The sequence below is a fragment of the Pedobacter ghigonis genome, assembly GCF_903166585.1.
Lineage (GTDB): Bacteria > Bacteroidota > Bacteroidia > Sphingobacteriales > Sphingobacteriaceae > Pedobacter > Pedobacter ghigonis.
On record NZ_CAESCM010000006.1, the window covers coordinates 235,895 to 251,787 of the forward strand.

A 15,893-nucleotide genomic window follows, 5' to 3' on the forward strand; every position below is an offset into this window, starting at 1 on the left:
AAAAAGTAAGATGTCAACTATTAATATAAAAAGAGTAAAAACCACCGATATCGAATTAAAGGATCGTTTGGTTAGTATACAACGTGTTGCCAAAGTAACCAAAGGTGGCCGTACTTTCAGCTTCTCGGCAATTGTTGTTGTAGGCGATGAGAACGGTGTTGTTGGTTTCGGTTTAGGTAAAGCGAAAGAGGTAACTGAAGCAATTGCAAAAGGTGTGGATGATGCTAAAAAGAACTTGGTAAAAGTTCCAATTTTAAACGGTACTGTTCCTCACGAGCAAATCGGTAAATTCTCAGGTGGTTTTGTATTAATCAAACCAGCTGCAGTAGGTACCGGAGTAATTGCAGGTGGTGCAATGCGTGCTGTATTAGAGAGTGCTGGTGTACATAACGTATTAGCAAAATCTAAAGGTTCATCTAACCCACACAACGTGGTAAAAGCAACTGTTGATGCGTTAACTAAAATGCGCGATGCTTATACAGTAGCTCAAACCCGTGGTATTGATTTAAACAAAGTATTTAACGGATAATATCATGGCTAAGATCAAAATAACACAAGTAAAAAGCGTTATCGACAGAAGCGAGCGCCAAAAAAGAACCGTTCAGGCTTTGGGTTTATCTAAAATGAACCAAAGTGTTGAGGTTGAAGCTACACCGCAAATTATCGGTATGGTTCGCAAAGTGAACCACCTGGTAGCTATCGAAGCAATCTAATAAAAAAAGTTAAAGGTAATATGGGGTAAAACCTGTATTGCCTTTATATATGTTTAATCGTTGTACCTGTTTAGTGAAAGCGAAGGGCAACACAAATTCAAAAAAATGAATTTAAGTAATTTAAAACCTGCAAAAGGTTCTACAAAAAACAGCAAAAGAATTGGTCGTGGTACAGGTTCTGGTCGTGGTGGTACTTCAACTCGTGGTCATAAAGGTGCGGGTTCTCGTTCAGGTCACTCAACCAAAATCGGTTTCGAAGGTGGTCAAATGCCTTTACAACGTCGTGTGCCTAAAGTTGGTTTCAAACCAATCAACCGCACTGAATACGTTGGTGTAAACTTAGACGTATTACAAAACTTAGCTGAAAAATTCAGCTTAACAACTATCGATTTCGCCGCTCTCCAGGCGCATGGTTTAGCTTCAAAAAACGACTTAGTTAAAATTTTAGGTCGTGGTGAAGTGAAAGCAAAATTAGAAGTTACAGCACATGCGTTTTCTGCAACCGCACAAAAAGCTATTGAAGCTGCAGGTGGTTCTATTGTAAAATTGTAATTATTAAATGAAGAAGCTATTTACTACTTTAAGTAATATCTGGAAAATTCAGGAATTAAAAGAGCGTATATTGTTTACGCTCTTAATTCTTTTGGTATACCGTTTCGTTTCTCACGTGGTTTTACCAGGTGTAGATGCAACTGCTTTAGGCAACAACGAAAAATCGGGACTTTTAGGCTTACTGGATATGTTTGCCGGAGGTTCGTTCTCTCGTGTGTCTATTTTGGCGTTGGGGGTAATGCCTTATATCTCTGCATCAATTGTGGTGCAACTATTGGGTATTGCTGTTCCTTCTTTCCAGAAAATGCAGAAAGAAGGCGAAAGTGGTAGAAAAAAAATGAACCAGATTACCCGTTACCTAACGGTAGCGATCACAATCGTTCAGTCTGTTGGTTATGTTAAAACGCAGGTTCCGGCAGAAGCTATTTTATTACCAAACACGTTATTTTTAGTGTTATCTACGTTTGTATTAACGGCAGGTACCTTATTTGTAATGTGGTTAGGTGAAAAAATTACTGATAAAGGAATTGGTAACGGTACCTCACTAATCATTATGGTTGGTATCATTGCCCGTTTACCTGTTGCAATTTCTCAAGAGTTTAGTGCACGTGTGGGTTCGTCAAGTGAGGGTGGAGGTCCGGTAGCATTAGTTTTGGAAATCGTTGCCTTATTTGCAGTTGTAATGTTTACCATTTTAATTGTTCAGGGTGTACGTAAAGTGCCTGTACAATACGCTAAGAAAATTGTTGGTAACCGCCAGTTTGGTGGTGTTCGTCAGTACATTCCTTTAAAGGTTAATGCTGCCGGTGTTATGCCAATCATTTTCGCTCAGGCGTTAATGTTCATTCCAGGTGCTATTATGCAGTTTGTTCCTTCGTTACAGGGCTCATGGTTAATCCAGTTCAGTAACACAACATCGTTGGCTTATAGCTTAACATTCGCATTTTTAATTATTGCCTTTACTTTCTTCTATACTGCCATTACAGTTAATCCAACTCAAATGAGCGATGATATGAAGAAAAACGGTGGTTTTATCCCGGGTATTAAACCTGGTTTCGCAACATCAACTTTTATTGATGATGTGATTTCTAAAATCACTTTCCCAGGTGCAGTTTTTTTAGCGATTATTGCTGTTCTGCCTTCTATTGCGGTTAAGTTTGGTATTAAACAAGAGTTTGCTCACTTCTTTGGTGGTACATCTTTATTGATTTTGGTTGGTGTTGTGTTGGATACCTTACAACAGATCGAAAGCTATTTATTGATGCGTCATTACGATGGTTTAATGAAAACCGGTAGGGTTACTGGCAGAACAGGTGTACCTGCTGCAAGTAGCAACGCTGCGTTGTAGTGTAAAGGATGTCTAAAATTTATTACAAGTCTCTTGAAGAGATCGAGTTAATAAGAGAAAGTTCCATGCTTGTTTCTAAAACTTTAGCCGAAGTGGCGAAAGTGATAAAAGCAGGCATGACTACTATTCAGTTAGATAAGTTAGCTTACGAGTTTATCAGTGATCACGGGGCAATCCCGGCATTTTTAAACTACAATGGTTTCCCTTACTCATTATGTATTTCGCCAAATGAACAGGTTGTTCATGGTTTTCCAGGTGAGTATGTAATACAGGAGGGAGATTTAATTTCGGTTGATTGCGGCGTAATTAAAAACAATTATTTTGGCGATTCGGCTTATACCTTTTCGATAGGAGAGATAGATGCAGAAAAACAAAAACTAGTTGAAGTTACCAAGCGTTGTCTGGAATTAGGTATTGAAAAGGCAGTAGCTGGCATGCGGATCGGTGATATCGGTTTTGCAGTTCAGCAACATGCAGAGACTAACGGATTTGGCGTAGTAAGAGAACTGGTAGGACATGGTGTGGGTGTAAAGCTTCATGAGAAACCAGAAGTTCCTAATTATGGAAAGCGTGGTGCAGGGCCAAAACTTGAAGAAGGAATGGTAATTGCAATTGAACCCATGATTAATGCAGGCGTTGCCGGTGTTAAATTTCATAAAGACGGATGGACAGTAACGAGTAAAGACAATAAGCCATCGGCACATTTTGAACACACAGTAGCCGTAAAAAAGGGCAAAGCAGATGTTTTATCGACGTTTTCTATTATAGAAGAAGTTTTACAACAAAAAAAATAAATAATTAAAATTTTTTATTTAATTTTGCAACCCTGTTTAGAAGCAGCTAATTAAGTAACAATCAATAAAATATGGCTAAACAAGCCTCAATTGAACAAGACGGAGTAATAAGAGAAGCATTGTCTAATGCGATGTTCAGAGTTGAACTCGAAAACGGACATGAAATTATTGCGCACATTTCAGGAAAGATGCGGATGCACTACATCAAAATTCTTCCTGGTGATAAAGTAAAACTAGAGATGTCGCCGTATGATTTAACAAAAGGCCGCATCACTTATAGATACAAATAAAATGAAAGTTAGATCATCAATTAAAAAACGTAGCGCTGATTGTAAGATTATTCGCCGTAAAGGAAAACTTTACGTTATCAACAAGAAAAATCCGAAATACAAGCAACGTCAAGGGTAATTAAAAAATATTGTAATTTACCGTACAACGGTGGCCCGCCGTTCGGGATTACTTCAAAACATCAATAAATATGGCAAGGATTTCAGGTATTGATTTACCAAGAAACAAAAGAGGAGAGATTGGTTTAACCTATATCTATGGTATCGGTAGAACAACTGCACAACGTATTTTAACTACTGCAGGTATCGATCTAAACAAAAAAGTACAAGACTGGTCTGATGATGAGTTATCAGCTATCCGTACAATGATTAACGATGAGATTAAAGTAGAAGGTGCTTTACGCTCAGAGGTTCAGTTAAACATCAAACGTTTAATGGATATTGGTTGTTACCGTGGTTTACGTCACAGAAAAGGTTTACCTTCTCGTGGTCAGCGTACTAAAAACAACTCACGTACTCGTAAGGGTAAGAGAAAAACAGTTGCTAACAAGAAAAAAGCTACTAAGTAATAGATAGATCTGAGCTGTGAGATCCGATAGCTATCGGATTTAGATGTGAGAATCATGTCTTTAAAACCGGCTCAAATCTGGAATAAAAGAGAAAAAGTAGGATACTGAGTATCGGGGTAGGAAAGTTTCCTATCTCAAGTCTCATATCTAAAATCTAAAAGATAAAATGGCTAAAAGTAAAAAAGTAACAAAAAAACGTATCGTTGTAATTGAGCCTGTTGGTCAGGCGCATATCAATGCTACCTTCAACAACATCATCGTTACCTTAACAAACAACAACGGACAGACTATCTCATGGTCTTCTGCTGGTAAAATGGGCTTTAAAGGTTCTAAAAAGAACACGCCTTATGCAGCTGGTCAAGCAGCTTCAGATTGCGGTAAAGTTGCGTTTGACTTAGGTTTACGTAAAGTTGAAGTATTTGTAAAAGGTCCGGGTTCAGGTCGTGAATCTGCAATCAGAACTTTGCAAGTAGCAGGTATCGAAGTAACGTCTATTAAAGATATTACTCCACTTCCTCACAACGGATGTCGTCCTCCTAAAAAGAGAAGAGTTTAATTAATTTTAAAGCTAAGAATCTCCAGCTACAGGTTGGATGATACTTTAAAAACAGAAAAAAAATGGCAAGATATACAGGCCCAAAATCAAAGATCGCCCGTAAATTCAGAGAACCAATCTTCGGTCCTGATAAGGTGTTAGACAGAAAAAATTATCCTCCTGGCCAACATGGCGTTTCAAAAAGAAGAGGAAAACAATCTGAGTATGCAATCCAGTTAATGGAGAAACAAAAAGTAAAATATACTTATGGTGTATTAGAAAAGCAGTTCAGTAACTTGTTTAAAAAAGCATCTTCACGTGCTGGTATTACCGGTGATAACTTACTTCAGTTATTAGAAGCACGTTTAGATAACACAGTATACCGTTTAGGTATTTCAACAACCCGTTCTGGTGCACGCCAGTTAGTTAGCCATAAACACGTAACCGTGAATGGTGAAGTTGTAAATATCCCTTCATATCAGTTAAAAGCTGGTGATGTGGTTGCTGTTCGTGAAAAATCTAAATCATTAGAATCAATTAGTAACTCAGTTGCAGGCAGAACAATCAACAAGTTCGCATGGTTAGAGTGGAATGCTGGTGAATTAACCGGTAAATTCTTAACTTACCCTCAACGTGATGAGATTCCTGAAAACATCAAGGAAAACTTAATCATCGAGTTGTACTCAAAGTAATAAATAAGATAGTTAATTACCTCAAAAGGGTAATTAACTTTTTTCTTGTTACTATATATTCAATAACGAATTTAAAAAATTATAAATGGCAATTTTAGCATTTCAGAAACCTGACAAAGTGATCATGCAGAAATCAACTGATTTCGATGGCACATTTGAATTTCGTCCTTTAGAGCCCGGTTTCGGTGTAACAATTGGTAATGCCTTAAGAAGAATTTTACTTTCTTCGTTAGAAGGTTATGCTATTACTACTATTCGTTTTTCAGGCGTTTCTCACGAGTTTTCTACCATGAAAGGTGTTGTAGAAGATTTAACTGATATCATCTTAAACTTAAAACAAGTTCGTTTTAAGAAAACAGGCGATTCAGGTGATTCTGAAAAAGTTTTCATCATCGTTAATGGTCAAGATCAGTTTAAAGCTGGTGATATCACTAAATTCTCTAACAACTTTACAGTTTTAAACCCTGAGCACGTAATCTGCAACATGGATAAATCTGTTACTTTGGAAGTGGAATTAACCATCAATAAAGGACGTGGTTATGTACCTGCTGAAGAAAATAAAGTTGCTGATGCTGTTGTAGGTGTTATTGCGATCGATTCGATTTATACTCCGATGAAAAATGTAAAATACACGATCGAAAACTTTCGTGTTGAACAAAAAACGGATTATGAAAAATTAGTATTGGATATCTCTACTGATGGCTCAATTCATCCTGAAGAAGCATTAAAAGAAGCGGCTAAGATCCTTATCCAACACTTTATGTTGTTCTCAGATGAGAACCTGGTATTAGAATCTCAGGCTAAAGAAGAAACTAAAGAAGTTGACGAGGAAATTTTACACATGCGTAAAATTCTTAAAACTGAATTAGTAGATATGGATTTATCAGTTAGAGCATTAAACTGCTTAAAAGCTGCTGATATCCGCACTTTAGCTGATTTAGTTTCTTACGATGTTGCTGATATGTTAAAATTCAGAAACTTCGGTAAAAAATCTTTAACAGAGATTCAAGAACTTGTAAAATCAAAAGGTTTATCATTTGGTATGAACCTGTCTAAATTTAAATTAGACGAAGAGTAAAAGCATGGCGCCATGCGCTTAGCGCTAAGCGTTGAATAAAATAATTTTTAACAGTGTATAATTCCCTCTGAGACAGAGACGGTATACACTTAATCAAAAAACAATGAGACACGGTAAAAAAGTTAATCACTTAGGCAGAACCGACAGCCACAGAAAAGCGATGTTAGCTAACATGGCTACTTCACTTATTAAAGCAAAAAGAATTACTACAACTTTAGCTAAAGCTAAAGCTTTACGTACTTATGTTGAGCCATTAATCACTAAAGCGAAAAATGACACAACTCACTCACGTCGTACAGTTTTCTCTTACCTACAGGATAAAGAAGTAATCACTATTTTGTTCCGTGAAGTGGCTGAGAAAGTTGCAAACCGTCCAGGTGGTTACACTCGTATCATTAAATTAAACAACCGTTTAGGTGATAACGCTGAAATGGCTTTAATTGAATTGGTAGATTATAACGAAGTTTACGGTAAAGATGTAGAAGCTAAAGAAGAGAAGAAAACTACTCGTCGTGGTAGAAGCAAAGCTGCTGCTCCTAAAAAAGCTGCTGAGGCGAAAGCTGAAGTTGCTGAAGAAGTTGCACCAGAAGCTGCTCCTGCTGAAGAAGCTCCAGCTACTGAAGAACCAAAAGGAGAATAATTTTATTCACCTTAAGATTTGGAAAGTCCTGTTCGAAAGAGCAGGACTTTTTTTTGTGCCTGTCATTCTGAACGTAGTGAATGAATCTCTAAGCTATAAAATACTGACTTCAACAAACAAGTAGACCCTAATTACAACGATTTGTAGACACCCAAATTTCTGTGTTAATGGGAAAGGGATTCTTCGCTGCGCTCAGAATGACAATGCTTTGTAGAAATGCACCAATAAACCAATGCCCAATGAACAAATGAACAAATGAACCAACAAAGCAAACGTTTGTCTCATTTTTTCATTACATGGCTTTATTTCAAGCAGCTATGCATAAATTAGCTTCAAACAAATTAAAGATGAAATTTAGGTTATTTCTATTCTCCTGCCTTTTGTGGCAGTTCTCCCTTCAAGCACAAACACTAAAATATACCAATGGCAACAGCTCATGGAACGCCGATTCGCTCGGCAACCACAGGGTTGTAGTGCAATTCTCGGGTACGGACAAAATTGCACATGCCAAAATAGCTTGGCGCAGAAGAGATGAACACCCTGAAACCAAGGGACTCATCATTCAGGATGCGAATGGTAAAAATGTAGCCGTTTTTGGTGCTGATAAATTAACCCGCGAAAGTGCTGACATTTATTTTGAACCTAGTGGCGCAGGGAAATACTATGTGTATTATCTGGCCTATAAAAATGAGGGCAGAAGCAATTATCCAAAAGGTGTTTATTTAAAACCGAAACAGGTAGATCAAAACTGGCTAAACCTGGCTAAACGTACAGCTGTAAATACTGCTGTATTGGAGATCCAGGCTGTTGATGCCTTTAATAGCTTCTACCCCATGGAAGTTATAGCTACGGCGAAAGAAACAGCCGCAATTAAAGCGAAGAACAGTGCGGAAGCTTTTGTGGTATTTCCGGAGGATAGGATGTATCCAATTAAAATGCAAAACGATTTGCCTTATCGCTGGATCCAGAAAGGAACTAGTGCTACTTTTGCAGGCACTGCAAGCAAAGGTGAAAATTATGCTTTTCAGTTAGGCGTATTTGCATTAAAAGACTTAAACAATCTAACGGTTAGCTTTGGCGATTTAAAAACAGCGAGTGGGAAAGTAATTCCCGCTAAATTTATTAACTGTTTAAATACCAAAGGAACCAGTTACGACAATAAGCCGCTGTTAGAAGTGGTTAATGTGGCTTCGGGTAAGGTCCAACCGATGTGGATTACCATTGATATTCCTAAAACAACAGCGGCTGGCGTATATGTGGGCAACTTTACAGTTAAAGCCAAAGGAAAAGCAAAAGTAATCGCTGCCAGAATTACGGTAGGGAATGAGGTGCTAGCTGATGCCGGCGTAGGAACACCTGCTAAACAAACGCGTTTAACCTGGTTAAATTCAACCCTGGCGCAAGCCAATATGGTAGTTGCACCTTACACGCCGCTAACGGTTCAGGGAAATGTAATTTCGCTTTTGGGACGTAAATTTGAGATCAATCCGGATGGGTTCCCTAAACAAATCCAGACTTTTTTTAATGCCGAAATGACGGCTTATACCGATAAGCCTAATAATATTTTAGCTGAGCCAATCCATTTTCACTTTTTTAATACCCCTAAAGCACAAGAGAAATTTGTTGCAAGTAATTTCCAGATTACCAGCAAAGAAGCAGGTACAGTGAAATGGACGGCTACCAATACCTCCGAAAATTTAAAAATGGATTTGGAGGGTGCCCTGGAATTTGATGGTTACGTACATTACGTAATTAAGGTTACCGCCTTAAAAGATGTAGATTTCAGTAATGTTGATTTTCATATCCCTTTTGATAAAGGCTCGACCAAATATTTAATGGGATTGGGTGAAAAAGGTGGCGTTAGGCCAGATACTGTTAAGTGGAAATGGGATGTAGCCAATAAAAACCAGGATGCTGTTTGGATCGGTAACGTAAATGCGGGGCTGTATTACAATTTAAGAGATGAGCGTTATGTTCGTCCGTTGAATACCAATTTTTACCTGCAGAAGCCTTTATTATTGCCTAAATCGTGGGGTAATGAAGATAAAGGCGGGATTCAGATCAATGTTAAAGGCAGTTCGATGCTGGCCGATAACTTTACCGGCGCAAGAAGCATGAAAAAAGGAGATGTACTTTATTATAACTTTAACCTCCTGATTACGCCGTTTCACTTACTCGATACCGATTTCCAGTGGGATAACCGTTTTTACCATAAGTACGGCGAATTAGATGCCATTAAAGCGGCAGGTGCAAGTGTGGTAAATATTCACCATGCTACGCCAATCAACCCGTGGATCAACTATCCGTTTATCGAATGGAAAAAAATGAAAAACTATATCAGCGATGCACACGGCAAAGGCCTGAAAGTTAAGATATACAATACCGTTCGCGAACTTTCTAACCATGCTTACGAGTGGCCTGCTTTACGGAGTTTAGGTACTGAGGTTTATTCGCCTGGAAAGGGTGGAGGCTTTAGCTGGTTGCAGGAGCACCTGGATTCTAATTACATTGCGGCCTGGTTTGTACCCGAGATTAAAGATGCTGCAGTAATCAACAGCGGAATGAACCGTTGGCATAATTACTATGTGGAAGGCATGAACTGGCTGGTAAATAATGTAGGGATTGACGGAGTTTATCTGGATGATGTGGCTTTTGACCGTGTTACCATGAAGCGGATTAAGCGCGTATTAACCCAAAATAACCATCCGGGTATTATTGATCTGCATTCGGCAAACCAGTACAACAAAAGCGATGGTTTTAACAATAGCGCCATTTTATATATGGAGCACTTCCCTTACTTGAACCGTTTATGGTTTGGTGAATATTTCGACTACCAAAAAAATAACCCTGACTTCTTTTTAACTGAAGTGAGTGGTATTCCGTTTGGTTTAATGGGCGAAATGTTGCAGGATGATGGAAACCCATGGCGTGGAATGATTTATGGCATGACAAGCCGTTTAGGGTGGTCGGAAAAGAGCGATCCAAGACCTTTGTGGAAAGCCTGGGATAATTTCGGAATTAAAGGTTCGGAAATGTTTGGTTACTGGAGCGAAAACTGTCCGGTTAAGACCGATAATGCAAAAGTTTTAGCTACCGTCTATAAAAAGCAAGGTAAAACCATGATCGCTTTGGCCAGCTGGGCCGATGGTGATGTAAAAGTTAATTTAAACATCGATTGGACTAAGTTAGGTTTAGACGCTGCAAAGGTGAAAATAACAGCTCCGGCAATTGATAAATTTCAAACGGCAGGAAATTACGCTGATGGAAAATCAGTTCCGGTTGAAAAAGGAAAAGGCTTGATCCTGATTGTAGAATAACACCTAAGCCATATTCCTCGTTTGCAACGAGAATTATGAAGCTACACATTTGTAATGTGTTTTTTCAAGATCGATATAATCAATCGATCAGTTCGTTCTACCCGATTGCAAATCGGGATGACGTTACAAAAAAATAGCTCATGGTTTAAACCCTGAGCTATTTTTTTGTTGATCCCAAGAAATCTGTTTCAAGATAGATTTAGCTTCGCTGAGCACTGCGTGGTTCTCCGCTTCACTGCGTTTGGGGCGAGATGACGGTTTTTTATATTATACCTTCACATTTTCCATGCCGTATTGTTTTAATACGTCGGCCGGTACTCCAGCCCACTGGTTTGGGGCGTTGCCCACATAACCAATATCTTTTACACCCATTTCGGTAGTGTAAAAGCCCGATGCTGTTAAATCTCTCATCCGGTTAAAAAATGTTACTCCCGCCCTTACTTCTGGTTTAGCCTTTTTAGGGTAGGCAATTTCATCCACGATCGAAATCTGCTGATCGGCTGAAGACTCTACAAATGGTTTCTGGAACTTATTGAAGCAATAAACATCTAGCCATTTCAAGCCGCCCCGCATAGGTACTTTATGCTCTGGAATGTCTTTTACAATAAATTCGATAAATTCGGGTACTTTGGCATCCGATGCACTGCCCGAAACATCATCTTTAGGGATAATGATATCAGCCAAAACGGTAATCGTTGCCATTTCATGTTTGGTAAAAAAGGTTTCCGCTTTCAGGTTTTTATCGCGGTCTATTTCCCATTGCTCCCGGCCGGTTTCTTTTCCCGTTTCTTCAGTTACAACCGCTTCAGTTTTATTTTCGGGTTGTTTACAGGCCTCTAATATCACCCCGGTGCTAATGGCTGTTAAACCCAATGCCTTTATGGAATCACGTCTGTTCATGTTGTAATTCTTTTAAATGTTTTGTTTTTTCTTTTGAGCTAAAATATATTCGGCGGTACGCATAGAAAGCGCCAGGATAGTCCAGGTGGCATTTTTATCGCCTTGCTGTACAAACGGACCAGCATCAACCACAAATAGGTTTTTGCAGTCGTGCGCCTGGCAGTATTTATTCAACGCCGATTTTTTAGGATCATCGCCCATGCGTATGGTTCCAACTTCGTGAATAATTTTACCCGGATTAAGCAAGCCATAATTGGTATCGGCACCCTGTATTTCTGAAGTTACCACAGCGCCCATTTCTTTCATAATGCTTAAAAAGGTTTCCTGCATGTGCTTGGCCTGAAGAATTTCTTCTTTTGCCCATTTGTAATTAAAGCGCAATACCGGTATGCCATATTTATCGACCATATTAGGGTCGATTTCGCAATAATTGTCTTCGCGCGCGATGGCTGTTCCTCTACCGGCCATACCTACACCGGTTCCATAAAAACGGCGGTAATCATCTTTTAACGATTTTCCGTAACCTCCAGCTTCTTTCATTTTGCCATCCCTGCCTGGGATCATACCATTCATTTCGGCTACTCCTCCGCCAAAACCATAAGCAGGCATACCCATGCCACCCCAGTATTCGATGTGGTAGCCGCGCGGAAAGTTTAAGCGTTTATTATCCAGCCACCAGGGTGAATAAATGTGTACACTACCCACGCCGTCTTCGTTGTAGCGTTTCCGATCCATCAATTGAGGTAAAAATCCCGAAACACTTGCTCCGGTCGAATCGTGCAGGTATTTACCAACCACACCGCTGCTATTGGCTAAGCCATTGGGGTGTGAGCTTGATTTCGAATTTAGTAATATCCTTGCCGATTCGCAGGCACTGGCACCTAATATTACCAGCTTGCCATTAACCTGATATTCTTGCAGGTCTTTGCGGTTTACATAGGAAACACCTTTAGCGCTACCGTCTTTATCGGTAATTACTTCACGCACCATCGCATCAGTAATTACAGTCAGATTGCCGGTTTTTACAGCAGGGTTTACCAAGCATGACGAGGCAGAGAAATCTCCGTAAACTTTACAGCTTCTACCACATTGGCCACAGTAGAAACAAGGTGCACGGTCGTTATTATTTGGGAGTGCCTCAGTAAGTACCGAACCACGGCCTGCAATTACTTTTACACCGGCTTTTTCAGCCCCTTTTTTGATAAACAGCTCATTTAAACGCGGTTTAGGTGGTTTCATGAAAATTCCATCAGGCTCGCTTTCAATGCCTTCAACGGTACCATAAATACCAATCATGCGGTCAACCTTATCGTAAAAAGGCTTTACATCCGCATAGGTAATAGGCCAGCTGTCGGTTAAGCCATCTTTAGGTTTAAAATCTTCTGGTCCCATGCGTAGCGAAATTCTTCCCCAGTGGTTGGTACGGCCACCCAGCATGCGCGAACGGAACCATTCAAATTCGCTTTTGTTCTTTTGGGTATAAGGTTCACCTTCCAGTTCCCAGCCTCCGTAAGAAGCATCAAAATCGCCAAAAGGGCGAACGGTACCAGCGCCACGGCGAGGCGATTCCCAGGGCCATTTTAACTGGTGTGAATCTAATCGGGGATCGAAGTTTTGGCCGGCTTCGAGCAATAAAACTTTTTGACCTGCATGTGCCAATACGTATGCAGCCATTCCGCCCCCGGCACCTGAGCCAACAATAATGGCATCGTAAACGGTAGGCGATTTCTTTATCTGAAAGTCACTCATGTAAAATGGTTAGATGTTTAATACATCTAATCTAAAGTTTAATTTTTTTAAATAAAAGCGATCACCTTCTTTAGAATCAGTATAGATAATGAAGCTTTAAACGTTTCTAAATCGTATTACGTCAATCATTTGTTTAGGGCAGCCTGAGCGGTTTTTCAACTAGGAATACATTCCATATCCCCGCTTACATCTTCCATTGTTTTTTGTAATGGTCGCTCTATTGTTACATTATTCCAAGTATAAGGCTTAGCCCGTAAACTTGATTATCTTTGCAGCTTAAACTTTATCAATGCCAGTATCTGCCTATATCGAACAATTTATCGCTGCTTTAAAAGAGAGTTTTGAAACCAGAACTTTTGTGAAGGTTTCTTTCGGTAACTATAAGGGAACAGAAGAAGCTTTAAAGCAAATCCTGATCCGCAGGGTGGTGATTAAACGTGAAGATAAACTGGCTTTTACTTATCGCTATAAAACCCGCGATGTGGTAAAAAATTACACGCTCGATGAGGCCCTAAGTTTGATTTCGGCTTATCTGGAGAATGGCTTTAAAATTGGCACCTTGTTTACTACAGATAAAGATCTGATACTGGAAGAGCTGAACAACGGAAAGGTGGTGATAAGGGAAAACAAAGCTTCGAGCAAGGAGGCTCCGTCTGGCAGTCACGATAAAGAAAAAATGAGATTGATTAAAGCAGATTCGAAATCGTATTTAACGGAACTAAAAATCACCGATGCAGAGGGAAAGGTATTTAAAAATGCGCAGGATAAATTCCGTCAGATTAGTCACTATATCGAAATTTTAAGTTCATTAATAAAAGAACTGCCGGCAGGAACCATAAGAAAGGTTGCCGATATGGGCTCGGGCAAGGGTTATTTAACTTTTGCACTTTATGATTACCTGCATTCGGTTTTGAAACTGGATTCGGAAGTGGTTGGGGTGGAGTACCGCCAGGACATGGTTGAACTATGCAATCAGGTTGCTGAAAAATCATCTTTCGATAAATTGAATTTTGTACAGGGAACAATTGAAGATTACCAGGCAGCCGATGTAAACCTGCTGATTGCATTACACGCCTGCGATACGGCAACGGATGATGCTATTTTTAAAGGAATTAAAGCCAATGCCGAACTTATTGTGGTTGCACCTTGTTGCCACAAACAAATACGCCGGGAAATTGAACAGCACAAAGTGAAAAATGATGTTTCTTTTTTAACCAAATACGGGATATTTTTAGAGCGTCAGGCAGAGATGGTTACAGATGGTATACGTGCTTTGATTTTAGAGTATTTTGGCTACAAAACTAAGGTTTTCGAATTTATTTCTGATGCGCATACGCCTAAAAATGTGCTTGTTGTGGGGATTAAGGGCAAAGCGCTAAGCGCAGAGCGAAAATCGGAGGTTTTGGAAAAGATTAAAGCAAGCAAGGCCTATTTCGGGATCGGTTACCATCATTTGGAGAGGTTACTTGAGTTATAGATTCGATTCTTTTTGCTAACTGATCACCGTCATTTCGACCGTAGTGGAGAAATCTTATCGGTTAAACATAAATCCAAAGCAAAACCGGCTTTTTTCTGTTTTTTAACAAAGTATCTACCTTTCGCATCGTTGAATCTGATAAAACCGGGCAGCCGGCACTTTGGCCAAATAAGGTTTGCGGATAAATTTCATGATTGGGAACAGGACTGTAGGAATGCAAAACGACAATCCTTTTAAAGGCATTGCTGTTAGTTTCTTCTAATCCATACATTTTATAGTGCACATTAATTCCCCAGTTACTATAGGCACGGCCTTTTACCTTGTACTTTCCCAGCGAAGTGCAATAACTACCTTCTTTATTGCTAAACACCACTTTGGTTGGTGTGCTACCTCCGCCAACGCCATGAGCACATAATCCTTCGATGGTGATTGCTTTTTGCTTAAAATCGTAAACAAAAAGCCTGTTTTTACCTGAGTGGATACTCATATCAACCATGATGGCAATCGAGGTATCCATATTATTTTTCTTACAAAAAGCTAAAGCCTCATTAACCTTATCTACACTGATACTTTTTTTATGGACCGATTTAAACCCAAACAGTGTAAATAGGATAAGGAGAGCGAATAATTTTTGCATTTATTACATGTTGGTTGACGGAGCATCATTTCGGTTGGTGAGGACACCAACCGATAGTAGGAATAAGAATTGATCGATACCAGTTGTTTTGGTTGGTACGGCTACTAACCGATAGAACGGAACTTATAAATGCAATAAAATCACTGCAATTAATGCGGGGATAGATTGCACATATAAAATTTTCTTACTGGCTGTTGCTGCGCCATAAATACCGGCAATAATTACACAGGTTAAAAAGAATATGGCTACATACAATCGCCAGTGGTGGTCGGTTATGCATAACGACCAGATTAAACCTGCCGCTAAAAAGCCATTGTACAAGCCCTGGTTTGCGGCCAGTGTTTTGGTTGGAGCGAATAAATCTTTAGGGATAGTTTTAAAAACCTTTGGTGCTTTGGTTGTCCAGGCGAACATTTCGAGCCAAAGGATATAAATGTGGATAAGGGCAACAAGCCCGATCATGATTTGTGCTGCTACTTGCATATTAAGTGATTACACTGATAGGATGATTACACGGATTACCCTATGCAATAATAAAGATATAAAAGTTTGAGGATAATTGTATGAGGTATATTTAGTTCGTTAGTCGATTTTTTTGCACTGCC

The 15,893-nt window shown here is 39.4% G+C and carries 18 protein-coding genes; 14 read left to right on the top strand and 4 right to left on the bottom strand.

Annotation, left to right across the window (positions count from 1 at the left end; all coding sequences use genetic code 11):
* Positions 1–10 precede the first annotated feature (10 nt).
* The 13 genes from rpsE (at position 11) to HWV58_RS11360 (ending at position 10,525) form a co-directional block, all read left to right on the top strand.
* A complete protein-coding gene (rpsE, locus tag HWV58_RS11300; RefSeq protein ID WP_010599893.1) occupies positions 11–529 on the top strand; it encodes a 30S ribosomal protein S5 in 519 nt (172 codons plus the stop codon).
* A 4-nt stretch (positions 530–533) separates the two neighbouring features.
* Positions 534–713 carry a 50S ribosomal protein L30 gene (rpmD, locus tag HWV58_RS11305; RefSeq protein WP_010599892.1) on the top strand — a complete coding sequence of 60 codons (180 nt, stop codon included), beginning with the start codon at positions 534–536 and terminating at the stop codon, positions 711–713.
* 105 nt (positions 714–818) lie between these two features.
* Entirely contained in the window at positions 819–1,265 is a 447-nt protein-coding gene (gene rplO, locus HWV58_RS11310) for a 50S ribosomal protein L15 (RefSeq protein ID WP_039475451.1), read from the top strand.
* A 7-nt stretch (positions 1,266–1,272) separates the two neighbouring features.
* On the top strand, positions 1,273–2,613 hold the full coding sequence (secY, locus tag HWV58_RS11315; RefSeq protein WP_175634194.1) for a preprotein translocase subunit SecY: 1,341 nt from the start codon (positions 1,273–1,275) through the stop codon (positions 2,611–2,613).
* Positions 2,614–2,621: 8 nt separating this feature from the next.
* A complete protein-coding gene (gene map, locus HWV58_RS11320; RefSeq protein WP_175634195.1) occupies positions 2,622–3,407 on the top strand; it encodes a type I methionyl aminopeptidase in 786 nt (261 codons plus the stop codon).
* A 71-nt stretch (positions 3,408–3,478) separates the two neighbouring features.
* The gene (gene infA, locus HWV58_RS11325) at positions 3,479–3,697 is read left to right on the top strand and encodes a translation initiation factor IF-1 (RefSeq protein ID WP_010599888.1); all 219 of its coding nucleotides are present in this window, start codon (positions 3,479–3,481) and stop codon (positions 3,695–3,697) included.
* A gap of 1 nt (position 3,698) precedes the next feature.
* Positions 3,699–3,815 carry a 50S ribosomal protein L36 gene (gene rpmJ, locus HWV58_RS11330; RefSeq protein ID WP_010599887.1) on the top strand — a complete coding sequence of 39 codons (117 nt, stop codon included), beginning with the start codon at positions 3,699–3,701 and terminating at the stop codon, positions 3,813–3,815.
* A gap of 70 nt (positions 3,816–3,885) precedes the next feature.
* Positions 3,886–4,263 (top strand): 30S ribosomal protein S13, encoded by a 378-nt coding sequence (rpsM, locus tag HWV58_RS11335; RefSeq protein ID WP_010599886.1) that lies wholly within the window; start codon positions 3,886–3,888, stop codon positions 4,261–4,263.
* Between the two features lie 166 nt (positions 4,264–4,429).
* The gene (gene rpsK, locus HWV58_RS11340) at positions 4,430–4,819 is read left to right on the top strand and encodes a 30S ribosomal protein S11 (RefSeq protein ID WP_010599885.1); all 390 of its coding nucleotides are present in this window, start codon (positions 4,430–4,432) and stop codon (positions 4,817–4,819) included.
* A 62-nt stretch (positions 4,820–4,881) separates the two neighbouring features.
* A complete protein-coding gene (rpsD, locus tag HWV58_RS11345; RefSeq protein WP_124561708.1) occupies positions 4,882–5,490 on the top strand; it encodes a 30S ribosomal protein S4 in 609 nt (202 codons plus the stop codon).
* An 85-nt stretch (positions 5,491–5,575) separates the two neighbouring features.
* Positions 5,576–6,568, top strand: a complete 993-nt coding sequence (locus tag HWV58_RS11350) for a DNA-directed RNA polymerase subunit alpha (RefSeq protein ID WP_025145205.1) — start codon at positions 5,576–5,578, stop codon at positions 6,566–6,568.
* 103 nt (positions 6,569–6,671) lie between these two features.
* Positions 6,672–7,208 carry a 50S ribosomal protein L17 gene (gene rplQ, locus HWV58_RS11355; RefSeq protein WP_175634196.1) on the top strand — a complete coding sequence of 179 codons (537 nt, stop codon included), beginning with the start codon at positions 6,672–6,674 and terminating at the stop codon, positions 7,206–7,208.
* Between the two features lie 347 nt (positions 7,209–7,555).
* On the top strand, positions 7,556–10,525 hold the full coding sequence (locus tag HWV58_RS11360; RefSeq protein ID WP_175634197.1) for a glycoside hydrolase domain-containing protein: 2,970 nt from the start codon (positions 7,556–7,558) through the stop codon (positions 10,523–10,525).
* A 267-nt stretch (positions 10,526–10,792) separates the two neighbouring features.
* Here HWV58_RS11360 and HWV58_RS11365 read toward each other — a convergent pair whose 3' ends face one another.
* Both HWV58_RS11365 and HWV58_RS11370 read right to left on the bottom strand, forming a co-directional pair.
* Positions 10,793–11,425, bottom strand: coding sequence for a gluconate 2-dehydrogenase subunit 3 family protein (locus HWV58_RS11365; RefSeq protein ID WP_175634198.1), 633 nt, complete (start codon positions 11,423–11,425; stop codon positions 10,793–10,795).
* A gap of 12 nt (positions 11,426–11,437) precedes the next feature.
* The gene (locus tag HWV58_RS11370) at positions 11,438–13,174 is read right to left on the bottom strand and encodes a GMC family oxidoreductase (RefSeq protein WP_175634199.1); all 1,737 of its coding nucleotides are present in this window, start codon (positions 13,172–13,174) and stop codon (positions 11,438–11,440) included.
* A gap of 289 nt (positions 13,175–13,463) precedes the next feature.
* On the opposite strand from HWV58_RS11370, the gene HWV58_RS11375 reads away from it, so the two are divergent.
* The gene (locus HWV58_RS11375) at positions 13,464–14,651 is read left to right on the top strand and encodes a class I SAM-dependent methyltransferase (protein ID WP_175634200.1); all 1,188 of its coding nucleotides are present in this window, start codon (positions 13,464–13,466) and stop codon (positions 14,649–14,651) included.
* Between the two features lie 61 nt (positions 14,652–14,712).
* Here the strand turns inward: HWV58_RS11375 and HWV58_RS11380 are convergent, their stop codons facing one another.
* Together HWV58_RS11380 and HWV58_RS11385 are read right to left on the bottom strand one after the other, a co-directional pair.
* A complete protein-coding gene (locus HWV58_RS11380) occupies positions 14,713–15,288 on the bottom strand; it encodes a murein L,D-transpeptidase catalytic domain-containing protein (RefSeq protein WP_175634201.1) in 576 nt (191 codons plus the stop codon).
* 123 nt (positions 15,289–15,411) lie between these two features.
* Entirely contained in the window at positions 15,412–15,771 is a 360-nt protein-coding gene (locus tag HWV58_RS11385; protein WP_175634202.1) for a DUF1304 domain-containing protein, read from the bottom strand.
* Between the last annotated feature and the right edge of the window lie 122 nt (positions 15,772–15,893).

Coding starts and splice junctions, on each gene's coding strand:
- rpsE (WP_010599893.1), top strand. CDS start 11: ATGTCAACTATTAATATAAAAAGAGTAAAAACCACCGATATCGAATTA.
- rpmD (WP_010599892.1), top strand. CDS start 534: ATGGCTAAGATCAAAATAACACAAGTAAAAAGCGTTATCGACAGAAGC.
- rplO (WP_039475451.1), top strand. CDS start 819: ATGAATTTAAGTAATTTAAAACCTGCAAAAGGTTCTACAAAAAACAGC.
- secY (WP_175634194.1), top strand. CDS start 1,273: ATGAAGAAGCTATTTACTACTTTAAGTAATATCTGGAAAATTCAGGAA.
- map (WP_175634195.1), top strand. CDS start 2,622: ATGTCTAAAATTTATTACAAGTCTCTTGAAGAGATCGAGTTAATAAGA.
- infA (WP_010599888.1), top strand. CDS start 3,479: ATGGCTAAACAAGCCTCAATTGAACAAGACGGAGTAATAAGAGAAGCA.
- rpmJ (WP_010599887.1), top strand. CDS start 3,699: ATGAAAGTTAGATCATCAATTAAAAAACGTAGCGCTGATTGTAAGATT.
- rpsM (WP_010599886.1), top strand. CDS start 3,886: ATGGCAAGGATTTCAGGTATTGATTTACCAAGAAACAAAAGAGGAGAG.
- rpsK (WP_010599885.1), top strand. CDS start 4,430: ATGGCTAAAAGTAAAAAAGTAACAAAAAAACGTATCGTTGTAATTGAG.
- rpsD (WP_124561708.1), top strand. CDS start 4,882: ATGGCAAGATATACAGGCCCAAAATCAAAGATCGCCCGTAAATTCAGA.
- HWV58_RS11350 (WP_025145205.1), top strand. CDS start 5,576: ATGGCAATTTTAGCATTTCAGAAACCTGACAAAGTGATCATGCAGAAA.
- rplQ (WP_175634196.1), top strand. CDS start 6,672: ATGAGACACGGTAAAAAAGTTAATCACTTAGGCAGAACCGACAGCCAC.
- HWV58_RS11360 (WP_175634197.1), top strand. CDS start 7,556: ATGAAATTTAGGTTATTTCTATTCTCCTGCCTTTTGTGGCAGTTCTCC.
- HWV58_RS11365 (WP_175634198.1), bottom strand. CDS start 11,425: ATGAACAGACGTGATTCCATAAAGGCATTGGGTTTAACAGCCATTAGC.
- HWV58_RS11370 (WP_175634199.1), bottom strand. CDS start 13,174: ATGAGTGACTTTCAGATAAAGAAATCGCCTACCGTTTACGATGCCATT.
- HWV58_RS11375 (WP_175634200.1), top strand. CDS start 13,464: ATGCCAGTATCTGCCTATATCGAACAATTTATCGCTGCTTTAAAAGAG.
- HWV58_RS11380 (WP_175634201.1), bottom strand. CDS start 15,288: ATGCAAAAATTATTCGCTCTCCTTATCCTATTTACACTGTTTGGGTTT.
- HWV58_RS11385 (WP_175634202.1), bottom strand. CDS start 15,771: ATGCAAGTAGCAGCACAAATCATGATCGGGCTTGTTGCCCTTATCCAC.